The sequence below is a fragment of the Paenibacillus jepli genome (genome assembly GCF_047238105.1).
Taxonomy (GTDB): Bacteria; Bacillota; Bacilli; order Paenibacillales; family Paenibacillaceae; genus Paenibacillus_D.
In genome coordinates, this window is the sequence record NZ_JBDFMD010000001.1 from 1,159,738 (window position 1) to 1,179,216 (window position 19,479).

The window sequence follows — 19,479 nt, forward strand, 5'->3', positions numbered from 1 at the left end:
CTCCTTATGTCATTACTACATGCCGATATATCTCGCATACAGGGTCTTGGCCCGGACCGGGTCCTCCGTGCCCTGGACGAGCACCCGGCCATCCGGGAACAGCACGAGACGTTCGCCTTCGGCCAGCTGCAGACGCAGCAGATACGGGTTGCTGCTCACCTCTCCAACCTCCTGCAGCTTCAGCTTCCACAGCTCCAGGTCCAACGGATGCCGTCCTTGGATCTGAACCGTATCCCTGCCGCACATCAATGCCAGCTCCGAGCTGTCGGCCTGCAGGGCAGGGAACTCCCTCCGTCCGCATGTCGGGCAGTCGCTTCTTGCTGCCGGCAGCTTCATCTCATACGTATGGTAATTCCACATCTCCCAGCTCAGAAGGCTGCGGCGGACCCGCTCCCGATCGCCGACGAGAATCTTGAGCGCCTCGACCGCCTGGAAGGAGGCGACAACATCGATGATCGGCGAGATCACGCCGATCATGTCGCAGGTCTGTCCGTCGCCCTCGCCCGCTGACTCCGGCAGCAGGCAGCGGAGGCAGCAGGTATCGCCGGGGATAAAAGCGGCGCTCATGCCGCGCGAGCTGACCGCCCCGCCATAAACGAACGGGATGCCCTGCTCGTAACAAGCATCATTGAGCAGATAGCGGGTCTGGAAGTTGTCCGTGCCGTCCAAGACCAGATCCATACCTTCCAACAGCTGCCCGATATTGTCCCGGGTAACATCGCTGACATGCGCGTCTATGCGGCAGGCGGAGTAAATGCTCTCCAGCTTGCGTTTGGCAGCGATTGCCTTGGGCAGCGCCTCGCGCGCGTCGTCTTCGTCATACAGCATCTGCCGCTGGAGATTGCTCCATTCGACGAAGTCGCGGTCGACGATGCGGACACTGCCGACACCAGCTCGGACCATATGATTGGCGAGCACCGTACCGAGCGCCCCCATACCGACGATCAGGACCCCTGCTTCCGCCAGCTTGCGCTGCCCGCCCTCGCCGATCGGCGCAAACAGCTGCTGTCTGGAGAATCGATCATGCGCATCCTTCATCCCAGATGACTCCCTTCTCTCATCGTCAGGCCGCCATCGACGACCAGCGTCTGTCCCGTCATGAAGCGGGCCCCCTCCGTTGCCAGAAACACGACCGGCCCGGCGATATCCTCCGGGACAGCCAAGCGCCGCAGCGGCGTCTGGGCACGGATCTGTGAACGAACATCCTCACGCGTACTGCGGCTAGCTTCGGTCGGATAGACGAGGCCGGGTGCGACACAATTGACTGTGATCCCATATGGACCGAGATCGGCGGCCAGATTGCGGCTGAACGCGCCAAGCGCGGCTTTGGCTGTCGTGTAGTCATGGTAGGGAACGACCGGGGAAACGGTCAGGTTGGTCACCATATTGACGATCCGGCCGCCCATCCGTTCCTTCATGCCCGGGATGACAGCCCGGCACACCTCGAAGCCGGCGCGCAGCGATCCGTCCAGCTGCTGCTGATAATCGTCCCACTCCAGCTCCCATGCCGACTTGCGCAGCTCCGGATCGAACGGATAGGACGGAAGCGCATTGTTGACCAGCACGTCGACGCCCCCCGTCTCCTCCGTGACTTCCTCTACCATATGCCGAACCTCATGCGGCTTGGTCACATCGGCCCTGATCGCCCAGCCGCTGCCTCCTGCCCTGGTGCAAGCCTCTTCCACCTGCCTGGCCGCCGTTTCATTGCGCACATAATTGACGATGACCAGCGCGCCTTCGGCGGCGAAGGCCTGTGCGATCGCAGCCCCGATGCCCCGGCTCGCGCCAGTGACGAGCACTGTCTTCCCTTCACATCGCTTCATCATGCCACCTCATGGCCGCCCCGGCAGCAGATCGTCCCGGATCACGCTTTCCATATCCAGACGGTTCTCGATCAAGCCCAGCTCATAGTACGCATCTGCTGCCTGCTGAAGGATCTCGGTCTCCAGAGCGCCAAGTCCCTCCGACTCGGTCAGCTCCGAGACGGTAGCGGCATTCCTGGCCTCGATAATCGCCCTGTTGCGACCTTTGTCCTGACCGTCGATCGCGTGTTTTATCGCCAGCTCCGCCGCTTCCTCCGGCTGCTCCAGCATCCACGCCGCGCTTGCCTGATAAGCTTGCAGGAAGCGGCGCATCAGCGCCTCCTTCTCGCGGAATACCTCTTCAGTGACGACGAACAGGTCGCTGGGCATATTCAGGAAGTCTTTCACTTCCATGACGTTGATGTTGCCCAGCCCCTTCTCCAGTCCGATCAGCAGACCGGTATCGGTTGCTGCGGTAGCGTCGACCTGTCCCTGCATGAGCGGCAGGAAGTTCGAGACTCCTGTCTCCACGATGGTGACTTCGTCTTCTTCGATACCTGCCGCGCTCAGCAGCATGAGCAGATTATGCCTGGTCCCGCTCGCCAGGCTGTAGACACCGATCGTCTTGCCGCGCAGATCCTCAGGCTCCTGGATGCCGCTCTCTTGCAACGCGACGACATTGAACACGTTCTGGGGATATATATTATAGATGGCGACGAGTGCTTCTCCCTTATCGAGTGCAAAGAACAAGGAGCCCGGATCGGTAAAGGCGATGTCTGCCTGCCCGCTGAGCAGATGCTTGATCGCGTCGCCTCCGCCTGCGCCGGGGATGAACTCCAGGTCGATCCCCGCTTCCGCAAACCAGCCGTACTCAGGCTCGGACAGCAGATGCGTCTGTTCGGAGATCGGTTGGCTCCAGCTCGCCATGCGGACCTGCTCCAGCTCGCCTCCGCCTGCCGGCGATGTACTGCCGCAGCCGGCAACCGCCAGCGAGCAGACCAGCCCTAGCATGAGCGGGCGGATAATACCGGATAATCGATTACGCTTCATGATTTGCTCCTTTATATAAGTGTCGTGGTGTCTGGTTCAATTCTTCACCGCTTTGCGCTGCCGCCGGCCGGATAGCGGTGCCGGAGCAGCATACGCTCGATCAGGCTCACCGCATAATACAGCGCCAGTCCGATCAGCGTCAGCAGCAGCAGCACGGCGAACATCAGCGGCGTATCCATCATGCCCTGGGAAGCGATGATGAGCGCCCCCAATCCCCGGGAAGCGCCGATAAACTCGCCGACGACAGCGCCGACGACAGCCAGCACCACTGCAACCCGGATGCCGCTCATCAGCTCTGTCAGGCCGCCCGGCAGCTTGCAGCGCAGCAGGACTGTCAGCCGTCCCGCACCGAGGGAACGGAACAGCTCGAGCCGGCTGCGATCGGCATAGTGGACGATCGACAGAGTGCTTTCCAGAATTGGAAAAAAGCAGATCAACGCAGTGATGACTACCTTGGATGTCATCCCGAAGCCGAACCAGATAGCGAAGAGCGGTGTCAGCGCCAGCTTGGGGACTGCCTGGCTGGCAATAACATAGGGCGACAACAGCCTACGAAGGAGGGAAGACTCGCCCATCGCGACGCCTGCCGCAAACCCGCACAAGCCACCGAGCAGCAGGCCCAGAGCAATCTCCGTCAGGGTAACGCCCACATGCGGGAGCAGATATCCGCTTGTCAGCCCTTGCCACAATGAGCGCAGGATCGTGGACGGCGCCGGCAGGATCAACTCGGACAGCTCCCGATAGGCAACCAGCCATTCCCAAAGGAAGAGCAGAGCCAGCGGCAGCAAGAGCGGCAGCATGCGGATGACAAACCTTCTCATGCGCCACCGCCTCCCGCCAATAGTACTCTGGCCTCCGCCATCAGCTCCAGCTGCTCGTCCCCGAAGCGCACCCGCGCGGATCGTTTGCTGTGTACGATCAGCTCCCGGGCAATCCCGCCCTCATGCAGGATAAGCACCCGGTCGGCCAGGAAGAGCGCCTCGCTGATGTCGTGGGTGACGAACAGCGCCGTCATGCCCCGCTCGGCCACCAGCTCGGCTAGCTGCTCCTGGAGCTCCTCCCGGGTCAAGGCGTCCAGCGCGGCGAATGGCTCGTCGAGCAGCAGCAGTCGCGGCGAAGTGATGAGCGCCCGCGCCAACGAGACCCGGCTCTGCTGGCCGCCCGAGAGCTGTCCAGGGTAACTGTCTGCGCGAGCTCCCAGCCCGACCTGCGCCAGCAGTGTGCGGGCGTAGCCCCGTTCTTCCGCAGTAGGCCTGCGGTGGACACGGATCGGCAGCAGCACATTGTCCAGTACGGTCAGCCATTCGAGAAGCACCGGGGATTGGAAGACAATGCCGATATCAGCTCCCGCGCGCACTGCGTTGCCCGCCAACGATACATGTCCTTCACTCGGCTGCAGCAGCCCGGCCGCGAGCTTGAGCAAGGTTGACTTGCCGCAGCCGCTGCGCCCTAACAGCGCGCAAAATTCGCCCTCCCGCAAATGAAGCGAGATCTCTCCGATGACTGGCCGATCGTCCGACGAATGGTATCTGAAACTCACCTGGTGAAAACTCAACAACGACATGCCCTAACCACCTAATCCCGATAATCGGCCGACAGTTCTGCCGCCTGCTCCGCCGAACGGTCGATATCGACCATGCGGACCAGATCCAGCAGATGAAAACGGCCGTCATGATGCCACCCGGGCTCCGGCATCGTCATCTCGCCAAATGCACAGATCCGGCTCACTCCCGCCTGCCCGAGCATGTTGCTCAACCGGAACAGCCGCTCAGGCGCTGCTGCCACGCCGCAGCTCTGCAGCCAGGGCCGCAAAGGCGCGAGCAGGCTGACTGCCTCATCCAACGACTCGACTGCAGTAATGGTCAAGCTGCGATTGAGACTGCTTGGCCGCAGCTGCGGCGATTCGCTGTAGACGAGCGTCCAGCCTCCTGACGAATCTCGCCAGACGCGCCCGCCCGCTGCTCCCTCCCAATCGGCCGACGCCCTGTACTCCGCGACCGCCCGGGCTTCGGCCGGCGTGAGCTCGTGCGGCGGGTGTGTCAGCTGCAGATTGGCCAGCTCATGAGCGACGGCGCCTGCAAACGATGACGGATCGACCCTGCCGCCTCGCTCTACGAAGATCTGATGCGGCGAATAACAGCCCTGCTGGTCATACGCGGCGGCATCCCTGGCGACCGCAGCGGCAATCAACGGCGCCTGCCTGATCTGCAGTGTCTCCGAGCCGACGAATCCGACGCTTATGCGATGCCCGAAGCCGATACAGCTCGTACCTGCCGGCACGCGGCTGCGGACGCTATGGATCGCTTGATCTGAGCCGTAGACGATCACCGCATCAGAGGCCGCAAATGCAGCCTGCTCCGCTGCTTCATCGCCGCCCTGCCACCAGACAACGGCCATGCACCCGGCCAGCTCGGGGCACTCGGCCGCAATCCCCGCCGCCAGCCAACCAGCGGTATACGGTTCGCTGCTGCCGGTCTTGCCGAGAACGGCTGACTTCACCAGCAAAGCACCAGTCAGGCTCCACAGAGACAAGCCCGGCACATTGCCTGCCCAGATGTGCGTGGACACCGTCGGCCCGTAGGCCCGCGTCCAGCCTCCGGCAGGCTGCGGCACAAAATCGTCCAGTACCGACGAATCCGTGAAGTCCTGGGCCAAAAAGCGGAGCAGCTGCGGCTTGCGAAACGACTGCAGCGTACGAATCAGCCCGCTCCGTACCGTTTCGGCCGCATAACCGGTGATGCCGCTGATCGTCCGAACTGCCGCTTCCCGATCCTCGCGTTGGTCCAGCATCCGCACGGCCGCTTGGCCGATGCGCTCGGCAATGGCCAAAACCGGCAGTCGGGCCAGCGTCTCATGCTGGCGCTCACGCAAGTACCCCATCAGCTGTGCTAGCTGCTCCGGGTCCGGGGCGGGAACCTCCACCTCGGTAGTCCGTCCCTGATGCACGAACCGAAGCGTCTGCCGCTTGATCTCGGCCGCCTGCGGGAACCCCGGCGGCAGATACCCTCCGAAGACCGTCATCGCGGCGCTCCGGCAGCTGTCTTGAACGACTCCGCTGCCAAGGAACAGCCTCGTGCCGCGCTGCCCTCGGCGCGGCCCAGCAATTGGAAGCGCCGGCCGTCCTCATGCAGCACGCCGATATCCTCCGTCAGGATCGTCGTCACGGCGTTCCAGTTCGCCAGATCGCAGTGCACCAGTACGCCCTGCTCTCCTGCAGGAACCTCCGCCCCGGTCAAGGGATCGATAACCCGTGGCCGAATCCAATGGGGACCGATTTTCCAGGATGGCAGCCGTTCATTGCCTGAGTCGTAATACTGAGTGCTCAGCTCGGTCATCCCATACATATTGAGACAGCTGCTGCGGTCAACCCCGAATCTCTCGCTGAGCATTGTATAAAAAACTTCAGCATCCATCTCTCGCGACCTGCCTTTGATCCCCCCTGTATCAAGCAGCAGACTGCCAGCTGGCAGCTGCCAGTCGGCACCGCCAGCCGCGTCCAGCGCATGGATAAAACTGAAGGTAGCGCCGAGCAGCATGAGCGGCCTGCCGCTGCGGCGCGCCTGTTCGATCAGCAACTCTAGTTCATCCACGGCGAGCACGCCGTCACGGACGAGATGCATGCTGTCATCGCCGCCATGATGAGTCCGCGCCAAACCCAGGTAATGAGCCAGTGAAGAATGAGGCAGCTCTGCAGGCTCGGGGAACAGGATGCCCATCCGCATCCGGCTGCGGTCACGGGTGACAAAACGGCGAAATGCCGTCAGCATCGACTGGTTATAGACGGCAAGCGTCGGATGGTAATGTCTGCCTCGCGTCTGCGGATCCGTCGTGCCGCTCGTCATGAAGAGCGCAGCCGCTTCGTCAGGCGGAGATACGCTCAGCGTGCTGTGCTTGAATGCCTGGATCGGCACAGCCGGGATGTCCCGCCATGTCCTGACCGTCCGCGGTGTTCTGCCCCGCAGCCTGCAGAACGCCCGGAAGGGTTCAATATTGGCAAACTGATACTTGAAGAGCTGCAATGCCAGTCTCTCGAACTCCTCTGGTCTCGCCTGCTCTGGCGCAAGCGAGATGTATGCCATAATCTCACGCTGCAGCCCCTCTGCCGTATTGATCGTCATCAGTTAATCCTTTCCTGCAGAAGGAACCTAAAATAAAAAAGACACCTTGCGCACGCAAAGTGTCCTGACGGCCCCTGACCGACTCTATTCCCTACGTTGGCATTACCCAAACAGGTTCCTATGGTCCCGCATCGGTCCAGATGCGATCTCAGCCTGCTTCCGCAAGCACCCACTGCATATAAAATTTTAGAGCTTGTTCTTATTGACTCTCACATTTAGTTTCATTATAGAAGAACCCGGCGTATTATACAACCCGCCTGGCGTTTTGTGTATCTGATTATTGCTTGTAAATCTCAGTGGTGCCCGTCCCCGCGATGAGGTACAATAGCTAGCGAGGGGGCCCTATGCATGCACATTTACAAAACCTTTTTCATAAACCTGTCCATCTTGGTCACATGCTCTTACTTGTTTAACCTTATCTATAAAAATATATTTGCCACAGCCAGCTGGCGCATCCGCCAGAGTGTGATGGTCGTGATTTTTATCATCTCCGGCTGGCTTTCCATGATATTCAGCGTCCGGGTAGCTGATTATGCCTTGTTCGATTTGCGGGCCGTACCCCTAATCTTTGGCGCATTGGTGTTCCGCGATCCGCGGTTGCTGCTGCTGATCGGGGCGGGTATCGCTGCCTCCCGGTATACGGTGACAGGGCTGACTTCTACTGCCGTTACAGGCTCGATCAATATCCTGCTGCTGGGTGTCGCCGGTGCGATGCTGGTCAGACTATTCAATCGGAAGCAATGGGATTACCGGTACAAGGCCTTCCTCTCCATCATCATTATCAATACCACGCAGGTGTGCGGCATCGCCTTGTTCGGGGCTATACCAACCGACCTGTACCTGAACGAGATTGCGCCGTTCACTTATCCGACCAGCCTTGTTGTCAGCGGGTTCTTCGTGTTTATCATGAGAGACTTTTACAAGGAGCAGATGCGCGGGGAAGAGATCCACAATAAGAATACGATCTTGCAGAAGCAGGCAATGGAGCTGAAAAAGGCCAAAGAAAATCTCGAGCAAAAAACGGTCCAGCTGCAGCAGTCTTCCAAATACAAATCTGAATTTATCGCCAATATGTCTCACGAGCTGAAGACACCTCTCAACAGCATCCTGCTGATGTCCGATCTGATCAAGGATGCAGAAGAAGAGGAATGCGCCGCCAATTCAAAGATAGCTGCCCAGATCCATCAATCGGGAACGGAGCTGCTGCGGATCATCGAGGATATTCTGGACCTGTCCAAGCTTGAGGCAGGCAAAATGGAGCTTGCGATGGAACCCGTTTCCCTCCAGGAGCTGGGACAATTGATTTACTATCAGCATCAGGAGCTGTTGGATGAGAAGGGACTGAATTTCCGTATGGAGCTTCAGCCAGGCATGCCCGAGACGATTACGACAGACCCGTTCCGCCTGAACCAGCTGATCCGGATCCTGCTCTTGCTGGCGCTCAAACATACCGAAGAAGGCTCGATCCGCCTCACCCTCATGCCGGATAATCAATCAGGCTGGATCATCATCCGTCTGGCGGATACAGGCATCGGCTTACCGCCAGAGCATCAGCGTCTGCTCAGCCGGGCACTGCAGGATAACAATCCTGCGCTGCTCCACGCCATCGGCAGCGGCGGTCTGGGGCTGTCCGTCTGTCAACAGCTTTCCCTGCTGCTCCGCGGCAGACTGAGCTTCTCCAGCACAGAAGGGGCAGGGAGCGCTTTTTCCCTGCATCTGCCCGCTGAGCCAGAACTGCAGACAGCGGAACCGGCGGCAACACAGCTGGCCGACTAGCCGATCAGCTTTAGCAAGCTCTTGAACTCAAGCTCCTCGAACTTGGCGCCGATGCGGTGATGATCCGGCGACCAGCAGCAGCCTTCAAGAGCTAGTTCGATCGGCACATCGCACTGGATACGAGCCAGCTCGCGGGATAGATGCAGCATGTCCAGATCGTTTTCGATCTTGGAGCGGACGGAAGCCGGCAGTTCGGCAAGCCGCTGCAGGATGCCGTCGATACTCCCGTACTCCAGGATCAGCTTGTGTGCCGTTTTCTCGCCGATTCCTTTCACGCCGGGGTAGTTGTCGCTGGTATCACCCATAAGTCCTTTGAGATCAACGATCTGCAGCGGCGTCAAGCTTCGCTCTTCCATAAGATAGCTCGGAGTATAAAGGGTATAATTGCCTTGGCCTTTCTTCATGATCGCCACCGTCACCGACTCATCTACGAGTTGGAGCATATCGTGGTCTCCTGTAACGATATAGACTTCCGTTTCCTTGCTGTGCAGCTTAGCCAGCGTGCCGATGCAATCGTCTGCTTCATACCCGGCCAGGCCAACGTTTGGAACGCCGAAGCTGTCGACCACTTCTTTGACCAGATCGAATTGCGGGATCAGTTCAAGCGGGGCTTCCGGCCGGTTCGCCTTGTACGCTCCGAACTGCTCGCTGCGGAACGTCTTGCTCCCCATATCCCAGCAGCAGACGATGTGCGTCGGCTCGAACCGCTTCACAGCGTCCCAGAAATACCTCACGAAGCCATGTACTGCATTGACCGGAATACCGCTGCTGGTACGTCTGATGGCTCCCGTAAAGGAAGTTGCAAAATACGCCCGGAACAGAATTGCCATGCCGTCAATCAGCAGTAAGCGCTGCCTGCCCCCTGCCCCTTCCCTTTGATTCAAATTACCGTCAAAATCCAACTCCATTTGCATCACTTTCCTCCTGTTCCGCAGCTTTGCCGACCAGCCCATGCTCCCGCAGAAAGCTGCCGATTCGCCGAGCTGCCTCTACCAATCTCTCCTCCTGCTCCACGATAGCGATCCGGACAAACCCCTCGCCTTCCTTACCAAAAGCATCACCAGGTATGACCGCCACGCCGGCTTGTCTGACCATTTCCCGGGAAATCGACCGCGAGGTCCAACTGGAACCCCCGTCCATACTTGGAATCCTGGCCCACAAAAACATCGTTGCCTTGGGCATCTCGACCTCCCATCCCTCCTCTCGGAGCGCTGCCACGAAGCGGTCGCGGCGCCGCTGGTACAATGCGCCTACGGACGGTCGGCTGCCTCGCTCCATATCTGCTCTGAGCGCCGCGATCGCGGTCTGCTGCACCGCATTGAAGACCCCGTAGTCGATATTAGCCTTCAGATCGGCCAGTGCGCCTACCGCTTCGCGATTCCCCGCAAGAAATCCGATGCGGCAGCCGGCCAGGTTGAAGCTCTTGGACAACGAATGGAACTCCACAGCTATCTCGGCAGCACCCGGCAGCTGCAGGATGCTTGGCGGCTGCCAGCCATCGAAAGCCATCTCGGAATAGGCCAGGTCGTGGACGACGAGAACATCATATTTACGGGCTTTGTCCAATAGCCGCTCGAAGAAAGGCAGATCCGCAACAGCCGAAACGGGATTGCCGGGTATATTCACGATCATATAAGCTGCAGCCCGCCATTGTTCTTCCGGGATCGCATCCAAGTCCGGCAGGAACGCCGAGCTCTCCCGCAGCGGATAAAACATCGGCTCCACTCCAGCCAGCGCGGCGCCGGCTCCATAGATGGGATACCCCGGATCGGGCAGAAGCGCCTTGTCTCCGGGGTTGGTAACCGCCAGCGCGAGATGGGCCAAGCCGTCCTGCGAACCCATCAATGCCAGCAGCTCGGTAACGGGATCGACAGCGATACCGAAGCGGTGAGCCAGCCATGCCGACGCCTGGCTCAAGAAAGCTGCGTCCCCTCTGGAAGACGGGTAACCGTAACGATCCTCCCGCAGAGCCTGCCGGCTCAGCTCCTGGCGCAGCGGCTCTGCCGGAGGCAGGTCCGGGCTGCCGATGCCCAGATCGATGACATCGAGACCGGCGGCCCTTGCCTCCGCCTTCCAGCCGGCCACCTCGGCGAAGATTGCCGAGCCCAGATGCTCCAGGCGCTGCGAACGCCATCTTGTCGTCTTGTTCACTGTCTATCTGCTCCTTTAAAGAAGCTGAATGTAGGAGCCTATAGGTAACGGATCGTTCTTCCGATCGCTGTTGTCCCAGATTTCATGATGATTTGACCCTGTTAGAAGGGGAAATCCGGGGACAAAGGCGAGCGCTTTAACGCTTTCTGAAAGAAAGCGACTTCGGAAGCACAGGCTTTTCTACAGAATCGATCCGCCCCTCTTCGGCACTTTTCAGCATTTAGTCTCTAGTACGGTTTCGGCAGGCCCATCGCCTGGATGCTCCAGATCATCGCGACCAGGAAGAGGGCCAGACCGGCATAAGCCGCTCCATATCGCCAACGCGTCGCTTTGGGAACTTCATAGTACCGGTCGTCCACCGTCTGAGCGTAGTCCACGCGAATCGTCACGCGCAGCAGCTCTCTGTCTTCTTTCATCACCCGTTCATTTCCTGTCAGCTCCACAGCTCGGATAATGCTGCCAGAGGGAACTTCCAGCTCGCCCTGGAAGTTCAGCACGCCCCAATTGAATCGGACGATCTGTTCGCCGCTCAACCGGCAATAGGTCGTGAAGGCCAGCGGACCCAGGTGTTGATCGCTGTACGCATACCAGGAAGGCAGCTCGGACTGGAGTCGATAGAGATCCACTTCATAGACTCCTTGCAGCTGCTGGGGCTTGCCCGTGCCCCGGTACTTTACATATTTCTGATACAAGTCCCAGGCGAATAACGCCCAGATCAGGAACAGCAGCCAGCTCTTGAGGTAGATGATGACCGCCGCTCCGCCGATGAGGCCGACTAGCCACAGCCATCGGCTGACCGCGGTCGAGATCCTGCCGCCGTCGAGCGGGTGGATCGGGATCAGGTTGAACAGGTTGATCAGAAAACCCACATTGGCTAGGACGAGCAGGAAAGGATTGTCCAGCGCATACCCGGCAATATACACGACCAAGGCGCCGACTGTGCCGACAACCGGCCCGCCCATGGCAATGTAAGCCTCTGTCACGGCATCCTTGGGATGCTTTTTCATCATGATCAGCGCACCGATGAACGGGATGAACAGCGGCAGGCTGACTGGCAGCCCTTTGCGTTTGGCTGCCAGCACATGGCCGATCTCATGGACGAGGATGAGCAGCACCAGACCGACCGCAAACCATATAGGGCTGAAGAGCGCATACGCGCCTACGGTTATCCCCATACTGATCAGCGGTCCGCTGAATTTGCTCAACGCCAGCAGCACAGTTTTCCCTTTGGACAACAGAAACAACGCGGCCGCCCCAAGCAGCAGCCAAGGACTGCGACGACTCTGATTCCTCTCATCCCTCACGGTCGCTTACTCCTCGGTGCCGGGCCAGGCCCGGTCATATTCCTCTTCCTTGAACCCTACGGTAGCCGTGTGGCCATCGGTAACGACAGGCCGCTTGACCAGTCGTCCGTTCCCTGCAAGCAGCTCGGTCTGCTGCTCCTCCGAGAGCGTCGGCAGCATGTCCTTCAGCTTCATTTCTTTGTAGACTTCGCCCGAGGTGTTAAAGAATTTCTTGGCCGGCAGCCCGCTCAGGGCGATCCAGCTTGCCACGGTTTCCTTGGAAGGCGCTTGCTCGAACAGATCGTGCAGCTCCAGCTCATAGCCCTTTTCCTGCAGCCATTTGAGCGCTTTGCGGCAGGTGCCGCACTTCGGATAATAATAGACCGTCAACTTGCGTTTACTCATTGCTATGGGCATCTCCTTCGGTTCTCATTGTAGTGGCGGCTCCGGACAGCGTGTCCTGGAGCTGCCGCATATCGTCCGGCAGCGGAGCGACGATCTCCATCGACTCTCCTGTCCAGGGATGCCGGAAGACAAGACGCTCCGCGTGCAGTGCCTGCCTGCCCAGGATGAGTCCTGCCAGTTCAACACCGCCGGTCGCATCGCCGCCATACATCGGATCTCCGATCAACGGGCAGCCGATATGCTTCATATGCACGCGGATCTGATGCGTCCTGCCGGTCTCCAGACGCAATCTGACGAGCGCTGCGCCGGTGTCGTAAGCTTGCACCGTCTCGTAATGGGTCACCGACCGATAGCCGTCCGGAGTCACGATCCGAACATGCGGTTCCTTGGGATCGCGATCGATCGGGGCATTCACGGTCCCATGCTGCGGGGCCGGCGTTCCTAGTACGAACGCCCAGTATTGCTTCTCCACCTCGCCGCGCTGCATCTGATTCGACAACTGCTGGTGCACATACGGGTTTTTGGCGATGGCGACGACTCCTGACGTATCCTGATCCAGTCTGTGGACAGGACGGAAGCGCACCCGCTCCCCCTTCTCGAGCCAATGATGGACGACCCCGTTGGCCAAAGTGCCGGTATAATGGCCATGCGTGGGGTGGACGATGATGCCGGCCCGCTTGTTGATCAGAAGAAGGTGATCATCTTCATAGAGGATGTCGAGCAGCATCGGCTGGGGCAGGATATCGTCCGATGTCTCCTGTTCCATCGCACAGGTGATCACGTCGCCCGGCCGGACCTTCACAGATGTATAGACACGCTCTCCGTTGAGTTGGATGCCCTGCTCGGTCAGCTTGAGCCGGGACATCAGCTTGCGCGAGACGCCGAGGCGCCTCTCCAGCACCGTGCCTACCTTCATCCCATCGTCTTCGGGTGCCGCTGTATAGGACAACGGAGTATAGTAGCGCTCGCTCATCGGGTCGTCCGGAATACCTCGGCGCTGCGCTCGTAGGCTACGTCCTCGACTTGCAGCAGGGCATTGGCCGCTCTTGCCGCCGCGAAGAAATAATCCGAAAGCCTGTTGATATAAGCGATCACTTCGCCGTTCACCGGATGTCCCCCGCCGGCGAGCGTCACGATCCGGCGCTCCGCCCTGCGGCATACGGTCCGGCACACATGGAGCAGCGCAGCCGCTTCACTGCCGCCGGGCAAGATAAAGCGAGTGATCTCGGGAGCCAGCTGATCCAGCCCGTCGATCCAGGCTTCGAGCCGCAGTACCGGATCTGCCGTCATCTTGTAAGCAGGCTGCTTCTCATCGGCAAATGCAAGGTCCGAGCCGCAATCGAACAGCTCTTGCATAATCTCCAGCAGCTGTGCAGAGAGCTCGCTGAGCTCGGGATTGCGGTCAACCACTGCGGCGGCATGCCCTGTACATGCGTTCAGTTCGTCGATCGTGCCATAAGCTTCGACTCTTGCGTCGTCTTTGCTGACGCGGCCGCCGATTAGTGAAGTCAGACCTTTATCTCCTGAGCGGGTATAGATTTTCATCGGGCATCCATTTCCTTTCACTCGTTATCTTTCTATCATACCAAAGAAGGGCCCCTCTTGCGAGGAACCCTGAAGGTCACATCCCTGTCCCGTCAGCCCGAGAACTGGCGGCGGCGTTTCATGTATTCATTGATCTTCTGGTCCAGCTTGCGGCTGATCTCGATAACGATCTCGGTATTAAAGGAGGCCTCTTGCAGGTATGTCTGCTCCATTTTGTGGCGCAATTGCTGGATCTCATCCTCCAGCTTCCGGATGGGGGGCAGCCCGGCACAACTGTGCGCAGCATCACTCTTGCAGCCGCAATGCAACAGTTCTTGTTCTGCGTATGCCATGTCCGATCCCCCCCTAAAGCGCTGGGCTTTGCCGTGCAGCACGGCCCGTCGCACTAATAATTTAATATATTGTTAAATTATATCAAATGAAGTCGGTTCTATTCAATCCCTTAGCCTTTTTTCAAACGATGAACAAATTCACCGATCCGATCGAGCGCCTCGGTCAACTGCTGGACAGATGTCGCGTAAGAACAACGGATGAAGCCTTCGCCTCCCTTGCCGAATACATTGCCCGGGACAGCGGCCACCCTGCCTTCGGTCAACAGCCGCTCGGCAAAGGCCTCCGAATCGAGCCCTGTCGAAGCAATCGACGGGAAAGCATAGAAAGCTCCCTGCGGCTCGTGGCATTCCAGACCGATTTCACGAAAACCGTGAACGACGAGACGACGGCGCTGGTTATACGATTCGACCATCCGGTCCTTCTCCTCCATGCCATTGGTCAAGGCTTCCAACGCTGCTACTTGCCCCATAACCGGAGCGCACATAACCGTGTACTGATGGATCTTGAGCATCGCCGAGATGAGATCGGCATGACCGCAGGCATAGCCCATCCGCCAGCCGGTCATGGCAAAGGCTTTGGAGAAGCCGCTCACCAGAATCGTCCGGTCCTTCATCCCCGGCAGCGATGCAAAGCTCGCATGATTGCCGTTATAGGACAACTCCGCGTAGATCTCGTCGGCGATCACGATCAGGTCATGCTCTTCGACAACCTTGGCGATCGGCAGCCAGTCCTCATAGGTCATGATCGCCCCCGTCGGATTGCTGGGATAGCACAGGATCAGCAGCTTGGACCGCGGCGAGATGGACGCGCGCAGCGATTCGGCCGTCAGCTTGAATTCGTCCTTGGCGAAGGTCTCGATACCGACCGCCACTCCGCCGCTCAGCGAGGTGATCGGCGAGTATGAGATGTAGCAAGGCTCGGGGATCAGAATCTCGTCTCCGGGAGCTACCAGCGCCCGCAGCGCCAGATCGATCGCTTCGCTGCCGCCCACCGTGACCAGAATCTCGTCCTCCGGCTCATATGCGGTATGGAAGCGATCGTTCAGGTAATGGCCGATCGCCTCTCGCAGCTCGATCATCCCCGCATTGGACGTATATTGGGTCCGACCGGTCTCCAGCGAATAGACGCAAGCTTCCCGCACATGCCATGGGGTCACAAAATCAGGCTCGCCAACCCCGAGAGTGATGACATCGCGATTGGCTCTGACCAGATCGAAGAAACGCCGGATGCCCGAGGGCTTGATCGCCTGCGCTTGCGGTGACAGATAGTCCCGCATCGACGCCCTGCGGGGCTGCAGCTTTGTTTCATTGACTTCTTCATTCTTGATCATGTTCAGCCAACCTGCCTTTACGGTGAGATCAACAGCCGGTGATCGTCCTCGTGTTCTTCGAAGATGATGCCGTCCTGTTTATATTTTTTGAGGATAAAAAACGTCTTCGTCGATAAAACTGCATCGATCGGCGAGAGCTTGTTGGATACAAAAGAAGCCACGTCCTTGAGTGTCGGACCTTCAATCTCTACCAGAAGGTCATAGGCGCCGGACATCAAGTAGACTGACTTCACCTCCGGGTACAAGTAGATCCGCTCGGCGATCCCTTCAAATCCGCGGCCTCGCTCCGGCGTAATCTGCACCTCGATAAGCGCGGTCACCTTCTCGTCGCTGACCTTGCTCCAGTTGACCACGGTCGCGTATTTGACGATGACGTGATCCTGTTCCAGCTCTTCTATGGCTTGCTTCACATCCGGCTCCGCAACGTCCAGCATGGTGGCGATGATCGCCGGCGTGTGCCTCGCGTCCTGCTTCAGCAGTTCCAATACTTTCAGCTTCAACTCTTCCACGACTGAATCCCTCCTGCACACCGTCTGAAATACATAATGTATATATTACATCTATTCATTCATGCAAACAAGCAAAAACGAAATTGCCCCATTCATAGGGGCAAGGAGCTTTGTCGAAAGCTTATGGAGACGTAAAACTTATCCAATCCTGGGATTCAAGCATCCATACGGAAAAACCGTCCGCGGCGCGGACGGCAGATTCCCCCCTATAGATCCGACAGCAGCAAAGCCTCAAGCGGCGGCTCGGCCTCCGTCAATCCGACAGCGATGACCGTTGTCACGGAATCGGCCGGCAGCTCCCTGCCGGGCAGTGCCAATACAATCTGCTCCGTGCCGGTCTGCAGCACCTGGAGATCTACTGTACCCGGAGGTGCAGTCGCATAAGCGGTGGATTGGCCAAAGGCCAGCTGGTTAAAAAGTGCAGCTCCCGATTCTGTACGGATATCGACCGGCGGAGCGTCAGGCGATAAATGGATGACCCGCAACCGGGCCTGACCGGCTGTCGGGGCCGGATCGTCCAGATAGGCATACAGCTGCAGCTCATCCGGTTTGTTGCCGGCCGCCAGCGTGTACGATTGGCCGGCCTGAACCTGAAGCGTTCGGGACAGGATCAGATGACCGGTCTTGCCGGCAGGGTAAATATCAATCAAATAATGACCTGCTTGGACGTTCATGTAGGGCACGACGTCCTTGTATGCCACACCGGGTGCTGCGAGCTTTTGATTGATATAGATATCGACGGGCCCCGCCTCTGGCGAGGCATGGATGATCCGCAGCCGGCTGGTCATCGGCTCCATCCGGATCGGCGACGTGGCATACGGCCATTGAACGGCAGGTCTGCCGGGCTGGCCATAGGCGGACGGCTGGCCGTAATAGCCGCCCCCGGTGCTGCTGTAAGCCGGATAGTTCTGTGACGGATATCCGCCGCCTGGCCCGGCTATACCCGGCGGGCGATAAGCCGGATCGGTCAGTCCCGGATATACCTGGCTTGGGTATGCCGGCCCGGCAGTCCACGACTGACCGCCATGCGCAGCCGGGGGATGGGCACCGGCCTGCGGCGCAGGGGCCGCCGAAGGAGAGTAGGACGGGGCAAGCTGTTCACGCTCGTCCGCCTCCGCCCCTTGCGCTTCAACCTGCTCGGCCAGCCGATCCATCCATTCGCGGTGCAATTTGCCGTAATAAGCTGATTTCTCCAACGAAGTGTACTTATATCCGTCACTTAGCAGCCCATATAGACTAGCCCGCTCCCAGCATATCCTGATCCTCTCTTGTGAGCTCATCTCGATTTGATTCCTCCCTTGGCATTTCCTGCATCTTCACATAGATATGCCAAGGGGGTCCCGATTTAGAAGTGGGTTCGGTAGAGTGCTGAAAAGGATTGAGCCCCAAAGATACGCACGAGGGGCGGACTCCACTGGAATCCGCCCGGATGTTTTACATATAGTATGGGTTATGCGAAGGCTGAGTCGGCATCTGATGTGTCTGCTGCGGCATGACATGCTGAGCGAACTGATTGCCGGTCTGCGTCGTTTGCTGCAAAAATTGAGCCGTTTTTTGCTTCGTCTGCTGATTTTGCTGCAGCTGCTTGTCGATCTCCTGCCGCAGAGCCGGGGAAGCCGTGCTGTACATGTTGGCCTGCTGCATCGTCTGATACAAGTCGCCTTGCATCTTCAGCGTGCTGTTCATCAGATTGGTGAACAGGCTGCGGATGCTAGGGCAGGATGCCTCCGTAGCAGCAGTCGCATACTCACGGGTAACGCGCTTCAAGTCGGAAAGAACCGTATATGCCATGTCTTCCTGCGGCAGCATCGCCTGATTGTGTTGATACAAAGGGAAACCCTCCTCTTATTTGTCGAGTGTAACTGAACTTGTTAATGCTGGGGTTGGCTTGGCGCCATCTGCTGATGCTGCTCCAGGGCATGCAGCAGCGCATCGTAATGCTGTTGATGCATGACCTGCAGCTGCAGGCATTGGTGTCGCAGATCCTGGTTGCTGGCTGTAGCTGCAGTGACGGCGCATTGTTTCATGAGCAGATCCTCATTGGACATGGAGTCCACCAGGTACTCCAGCTCCTTGGCCGTGATTGGTTTCATCATTGGAATCTTTCCTCCTTCAGGGGTTCTGTCGGGTGCTCTGGAAAACCTCCTGTAGTATGGTCATTATTTGTACAAATTATGTAGGGAACGCCCCGCCCAGGGCGAGACGATCCTGTTCGTGCTCTAGCGCTTGCCAACACGGCGTCTTATCGGACGAGCCGATCGGCTGACGCCGGCTTTACGGCCGTAGGTGTTGACGGGAGCCACACCTGGAGTAGTAGGCCGATATCCGCCGGTGAGCTCTCCGCCGACCTGATTGCCGCGGCTTCTGCATGGGCCTGCAAATTCGCCGCCCACGCGACTTCCGCCGGTGCGGTGACCGCCTGTACGATGACCGCAGCTGCGATGCACCCCTGTATGATGGCCACCCGAGCGATTTCCGCATGAACGAGTGCCGCGGCTCTGACATACCGGGCTGACTGCACGGATTTGATTGATCGATACTTGCGTCAATTCATCATTGTCTACGAGCAGCAACGAGTTCGGCCCGACCTCGGTGATGAAGCCTTTCAGCTTATCCGTCCGTCCCAGATCGATTTTGACGAATTGCAGTCTAAGCGCCTGGAGCACGCCATGGAAATTATGCGCCCGGATAAATTTCACATGCTGTCCGCTGCGATGGCTGCAACGCAGCTCAGTGATGCTTTTGACCTGTCTTGCATTGATATACACGAGATTCCCGTGGCGGGTTTTGACGACAAGATAGTCGCCGCAGATCGCGATCAAACGACCGTTCACACAGTCGTTGCCGCTGAATCTCACCTCCACTTCACTCCCGACGAAATGGCCGGGATGTCTCCATCCTTGGTTGCCGAGAGCAGAGCCGCAGCATTTGATTTTCATACTCGATCCCTCCAGATCCGTAATAATGGCAGCTTGTATCCTCTGCATGCATGTCCACGCCTGTGACCGCCCGCACGATTCCTTCCAGCGCAGCTGCCTCAACGATAAAGGAGGTGCGAGCTCTACTCTATGTATATGATCCGGCGATGATAGAGGTACGGGATGAGCATCTAATTCTCTCAAAACCGTGCGCAAAGCCCTGCCCAATTGCTAGACTCCATCCCTTTACCTGTACAGG

Annotated in this window: 21 protein-coding genes and 1 riboswitch; of the genes, 1 reads left to right on the forward strand and 20 read right to left on the reverse strand. The window is 58.6% G+C overall.

Annotated elements, in window-relative coordinates; translation table 11 throughout:
• Positions 1–15: 15 nt before the first annotated feature.
• From ABC336_RS05360 to ABC336_RS05390, 7 genes are read right to left on the reverse strand one after another with little or no spacing between them, the layout of a single operon-like run.
• Positions 16–1,038 carry a ThiF family adenylyltransferase gene (locus tag ABC336_RS05360; RefSeq protein WP_413237688.1) on the reverse strand — a complete coding sequence of 341 codons (1,023 nt, stop codon included), beginning with the start codon at positions 1,036–1,038 and terminating at the stop codon, positions 16–18.
• The gene (locus ABC336_RS05365) at positions 1,035–1,823 is read right to left on the reverse strand and encodes a 3-oxoacyl-ACP reductase (protein WP_413242440.1); all 789 of its coding nucleotides are present in this window, start codon (positions 1,821–1,823) and stop codon (positions 1,035–1,037) included. Before ABC336_RS05365 ends, ABC336_RS05360 begins: the two co-directional genes overlap by 4 nt.
• 9 nt (positions 1,824–1,832) lie before the next feature.
• Complete coding sequence (locus ABC336_RS05370) at positions 1,833–2,852, reverse strand: ABC transporter substrate-binding protein (protein WP_413237689.1); 1,020 nt, start codon at positions 2,850–2,852, stop codon at positions 1,833–1,835.
• A gap of 44 nt (positions 2,853–2,896) precedes the next feature.
• Positions 2,897–3,673: an ABC transporter permease gene (locus tag ABC336_RS05375; protein ID WP_413237690.1), complete on the reverse strand. Its 777-nt coding sequence runs from the start codon at positions 3,671–3,673 to the stop codon at positions 2,897–2,899.
• Positions 3,670–4,416, reverse strand: a complete 747-nt coding sequence (locus ABC336_RS05380) for an ABC transporter ATP-binding protein (protein ID WP_413237691.1) — start codon at positions 4,414–4,416, stop codon at positions 3,670–3,672. Before ABC336_RS05380 ends, ABC336_RS05375 begins: the two co-directional genes overlap by 4 nt.
• Before the next feature lie 11 nt (positions 4,417–4,427).
• Complete coding sequence (locus ABC336_RS05385; protein WP_413237692.1) at positions 4,428–5,873, reverse strand: acyl-CoA reductase; 1,446 nt, start codon at positions 5,871–5,873, stop codon at positions 4,428–4,430.
• Positions 5,870–6,970: a LuxE/PaaK family acyltransferase gene (locus tag ABC336_RS05390; RefSeq protein WP_413237693.1), complete on the reverse strand. Its 1,101-nt coding sequence runs from the start codon at positions 6,968–6,970 to the stop codon at positions 5,870–5,872. Before ABC336_RS05390 ends, ABC336_RS05385 begins: the two co-directional genes overlap by 4 nt.
• 69 nt (positions 6,971–7,039) lie before the next feature.
• Positions 7,040–7,153: riboswitch (TPP riboswitch) on the reverse strand.
• A gap of 165 nt (positions 7,154–7,318) precedes the next feature.
• On the opposite strand from ABC336_RS05390, the gene ABC336_RS05395 reads away from it, so the two are divergent.
• Positions 7,319–8,746 carry a histidine kinase dimerization/phospho-acceptor domain-containing protein gene (locus tag ABC336_RS05395; RefSeq protein WP_413237694.1) on the forward strand — a complete coding sequence of 476 codons (1,428 nt, stop codon included), beginning with the start codon at positions 7,319–7,321 and terminating at the stop codon, positions 8,744–8,746.
• On the opposite strand, the gene ABC336_RS05400 is transcribed toward ABC336_RS05395, so the two are convergent.
• The 13 genes from ABC336_RS05400 to ABC336_RS05460 all read right to left on the reverse strand — a co-directional run bounded on the left by ABC336_RS05400 (position 8,743) and on the right by ABC336_RS05460 (position 19,241).
• Positions 8,743–9,654 carry a 5'-3' exonuclease gene (locus ABC336_RS05400; RefSeq protein WP_413242441.1) on the reverse strand — a complete coding sequence of 304 codons (912 nt, stop codon included), beginning with the start codon at positions 9,652–9,654 and terminating at the stop codon, positions 8,743–8,745. The genes ABC336_RS05395 and ABC336_RS05400 overlap by 4 nt on opposite strands.
• Complete coding sequence (locus ABC336_RS05405) at positions 9,638–10,897, reverse strand: aminotransferase class I/II-fold pyridoxal phosphate-dependent enzyme (protein WP_413237695.1); 1,260 nt, start codon at positions 10,895–10,897, stop codon at positions 9,638–9,640. The genes ABC336_RS05400 and ABC336_RS05405 overlap by 17 nt, the downstream gene beginning before the upstream one ends.
• A gap of 227 nt (positions 10,898–11,124) precedes the next feature.
• Entirely contained in the window at positions 11,125–12,201 is a 1,077-nt protein-coding gene (locus ABC336_RS05410) for a site-2 protease family protein (RefSeq protein ID WP_413237696.1), read from the reverse strand.
• A gap of 6 nt (positions 12,202–12,207) precedes the next feature.
• Entirely contained in the window at positions 12,208–12,585 is a 378-nt protein-coding gene (locus tag ABC336_RS05415; protein ID WP_413237697.1) for an arsenate reductase family protein, read from the reverse strand.
• Entirely contained in the window at positions 12,578–13,558 is a 981-nt protein-coding gene (locus ABC336_RS05420; protein WP_413237698.1) for an RluA family pseudouridine synthase, read from the reverse strand. The genes ABC336_RS05415 and ABC336_RS05420 overlap by 8 nt, the downstream gene beginning before the upstream one ends.
• Entirely contained in the window at positions 13,555–14,130 is a 576-nt protein-coding gene (locus tag ABC336_RS05425) for a cob(I)yrinic acid a,c-diamide adenosyltransferase (RefSeq protein ID WP_413237699.1), read from the reverse strand. Before ABC336_RS05425 ends, ABC336_RS05420 begins: the two co-directional genes overlap by 4 nt.
• 92 nt (positions 14,131–14,222) lie before the next feature.
• On the reverse strand, positions 14,223–14,462 hold the full coding sequence (locus ABC336_RS05430; protein ID WP_413237700.1) for a Spo0E family sporulation regulatory protein-aspartic acid phosphatase: 240 nt from the start codon (positions 14,460–14,462) through the stop codon (positions 14,223–14,225).
• Positions 14,463–14,572: 110 nt separating this feature from the next.
• The gene (locus ABC336_RS05435) at positions 14,573–15,793 is read right to left on the reverse strand and encodes an aminotransferase class I/II-fold pyridoxal phosphate-dependent enzyme (RefSeq protein ID WP_413237701.1); all 1,221 of its coding nucleotides are present in this window, start codon (positions 15,791–15,793) and stop codon (positions 14,573–14,575) included.
• Between the two features lie 17 nt (positions 15,794–15,810).
• Positions 15,811–16,302, reverse strand: a complete 492-nt coding sequence (locus tag ABC336_RS05440; RefSeq protein ID WP_413237702.1) for an Lrp/AsnC family transcriptional regulator — start codon at positions 16,300–16,302, stop codon at positions 15,811–15,813.
• 206 nt (positions 16,303–16,508) lie between these two features.
• Positions 16,509–17,582: a DUF4397 domain-containing protein gene (locus ABC336_RS05445; RefSeq protein ID WP_413237703.1), complete on the reverse strand. Its 1,074-nt coding sequence runs from the start codon at positions 17,580–17,582 to the stop codon at positions 16,509–16,511.
• Between the two features lie 154 nt (positions 17,583–17,736).
• Positions 17,737–18,132 (reverse strand): spore coat protein, encoded by a 396-nt coding sequence (locus tag ABC336_RS05450; RefSeq protein WP_413237704.1) that lies wholly within the window; start codon positions 18,130–18,132, stop codon positions 17,737–17,739.
• Positions 18,133–18,173: 41 nt separating this feature from the next.
• Positions 18,174–18,398 (reverse strand): hypothetical protein, encoded by a 225-nt coding sequence (locus ABC336_RS05455; protein ID WP_413237705.1) that lies wholly within the window; start codon positions 18,396–18,398, stop codon positions 18,174–18,176.
• A gap of 123 nt (positions 18,399–18,521) precedes the next feature.
• The gene (locus ABC336_RS05460) at positions 18,522–19,241 is read right to left on the reverse strand and encodes a hypothetical protein (RefSeq protein ID WP_413237706.1); all 720 of its coding nucleotides are present in this window, start codon (positions 19,239–19,241) and stop codon (positions 18,522–18,524) included.
• Between the last annotated feature and the right edge of the window lie 238 nt (positions 19,242–19,479).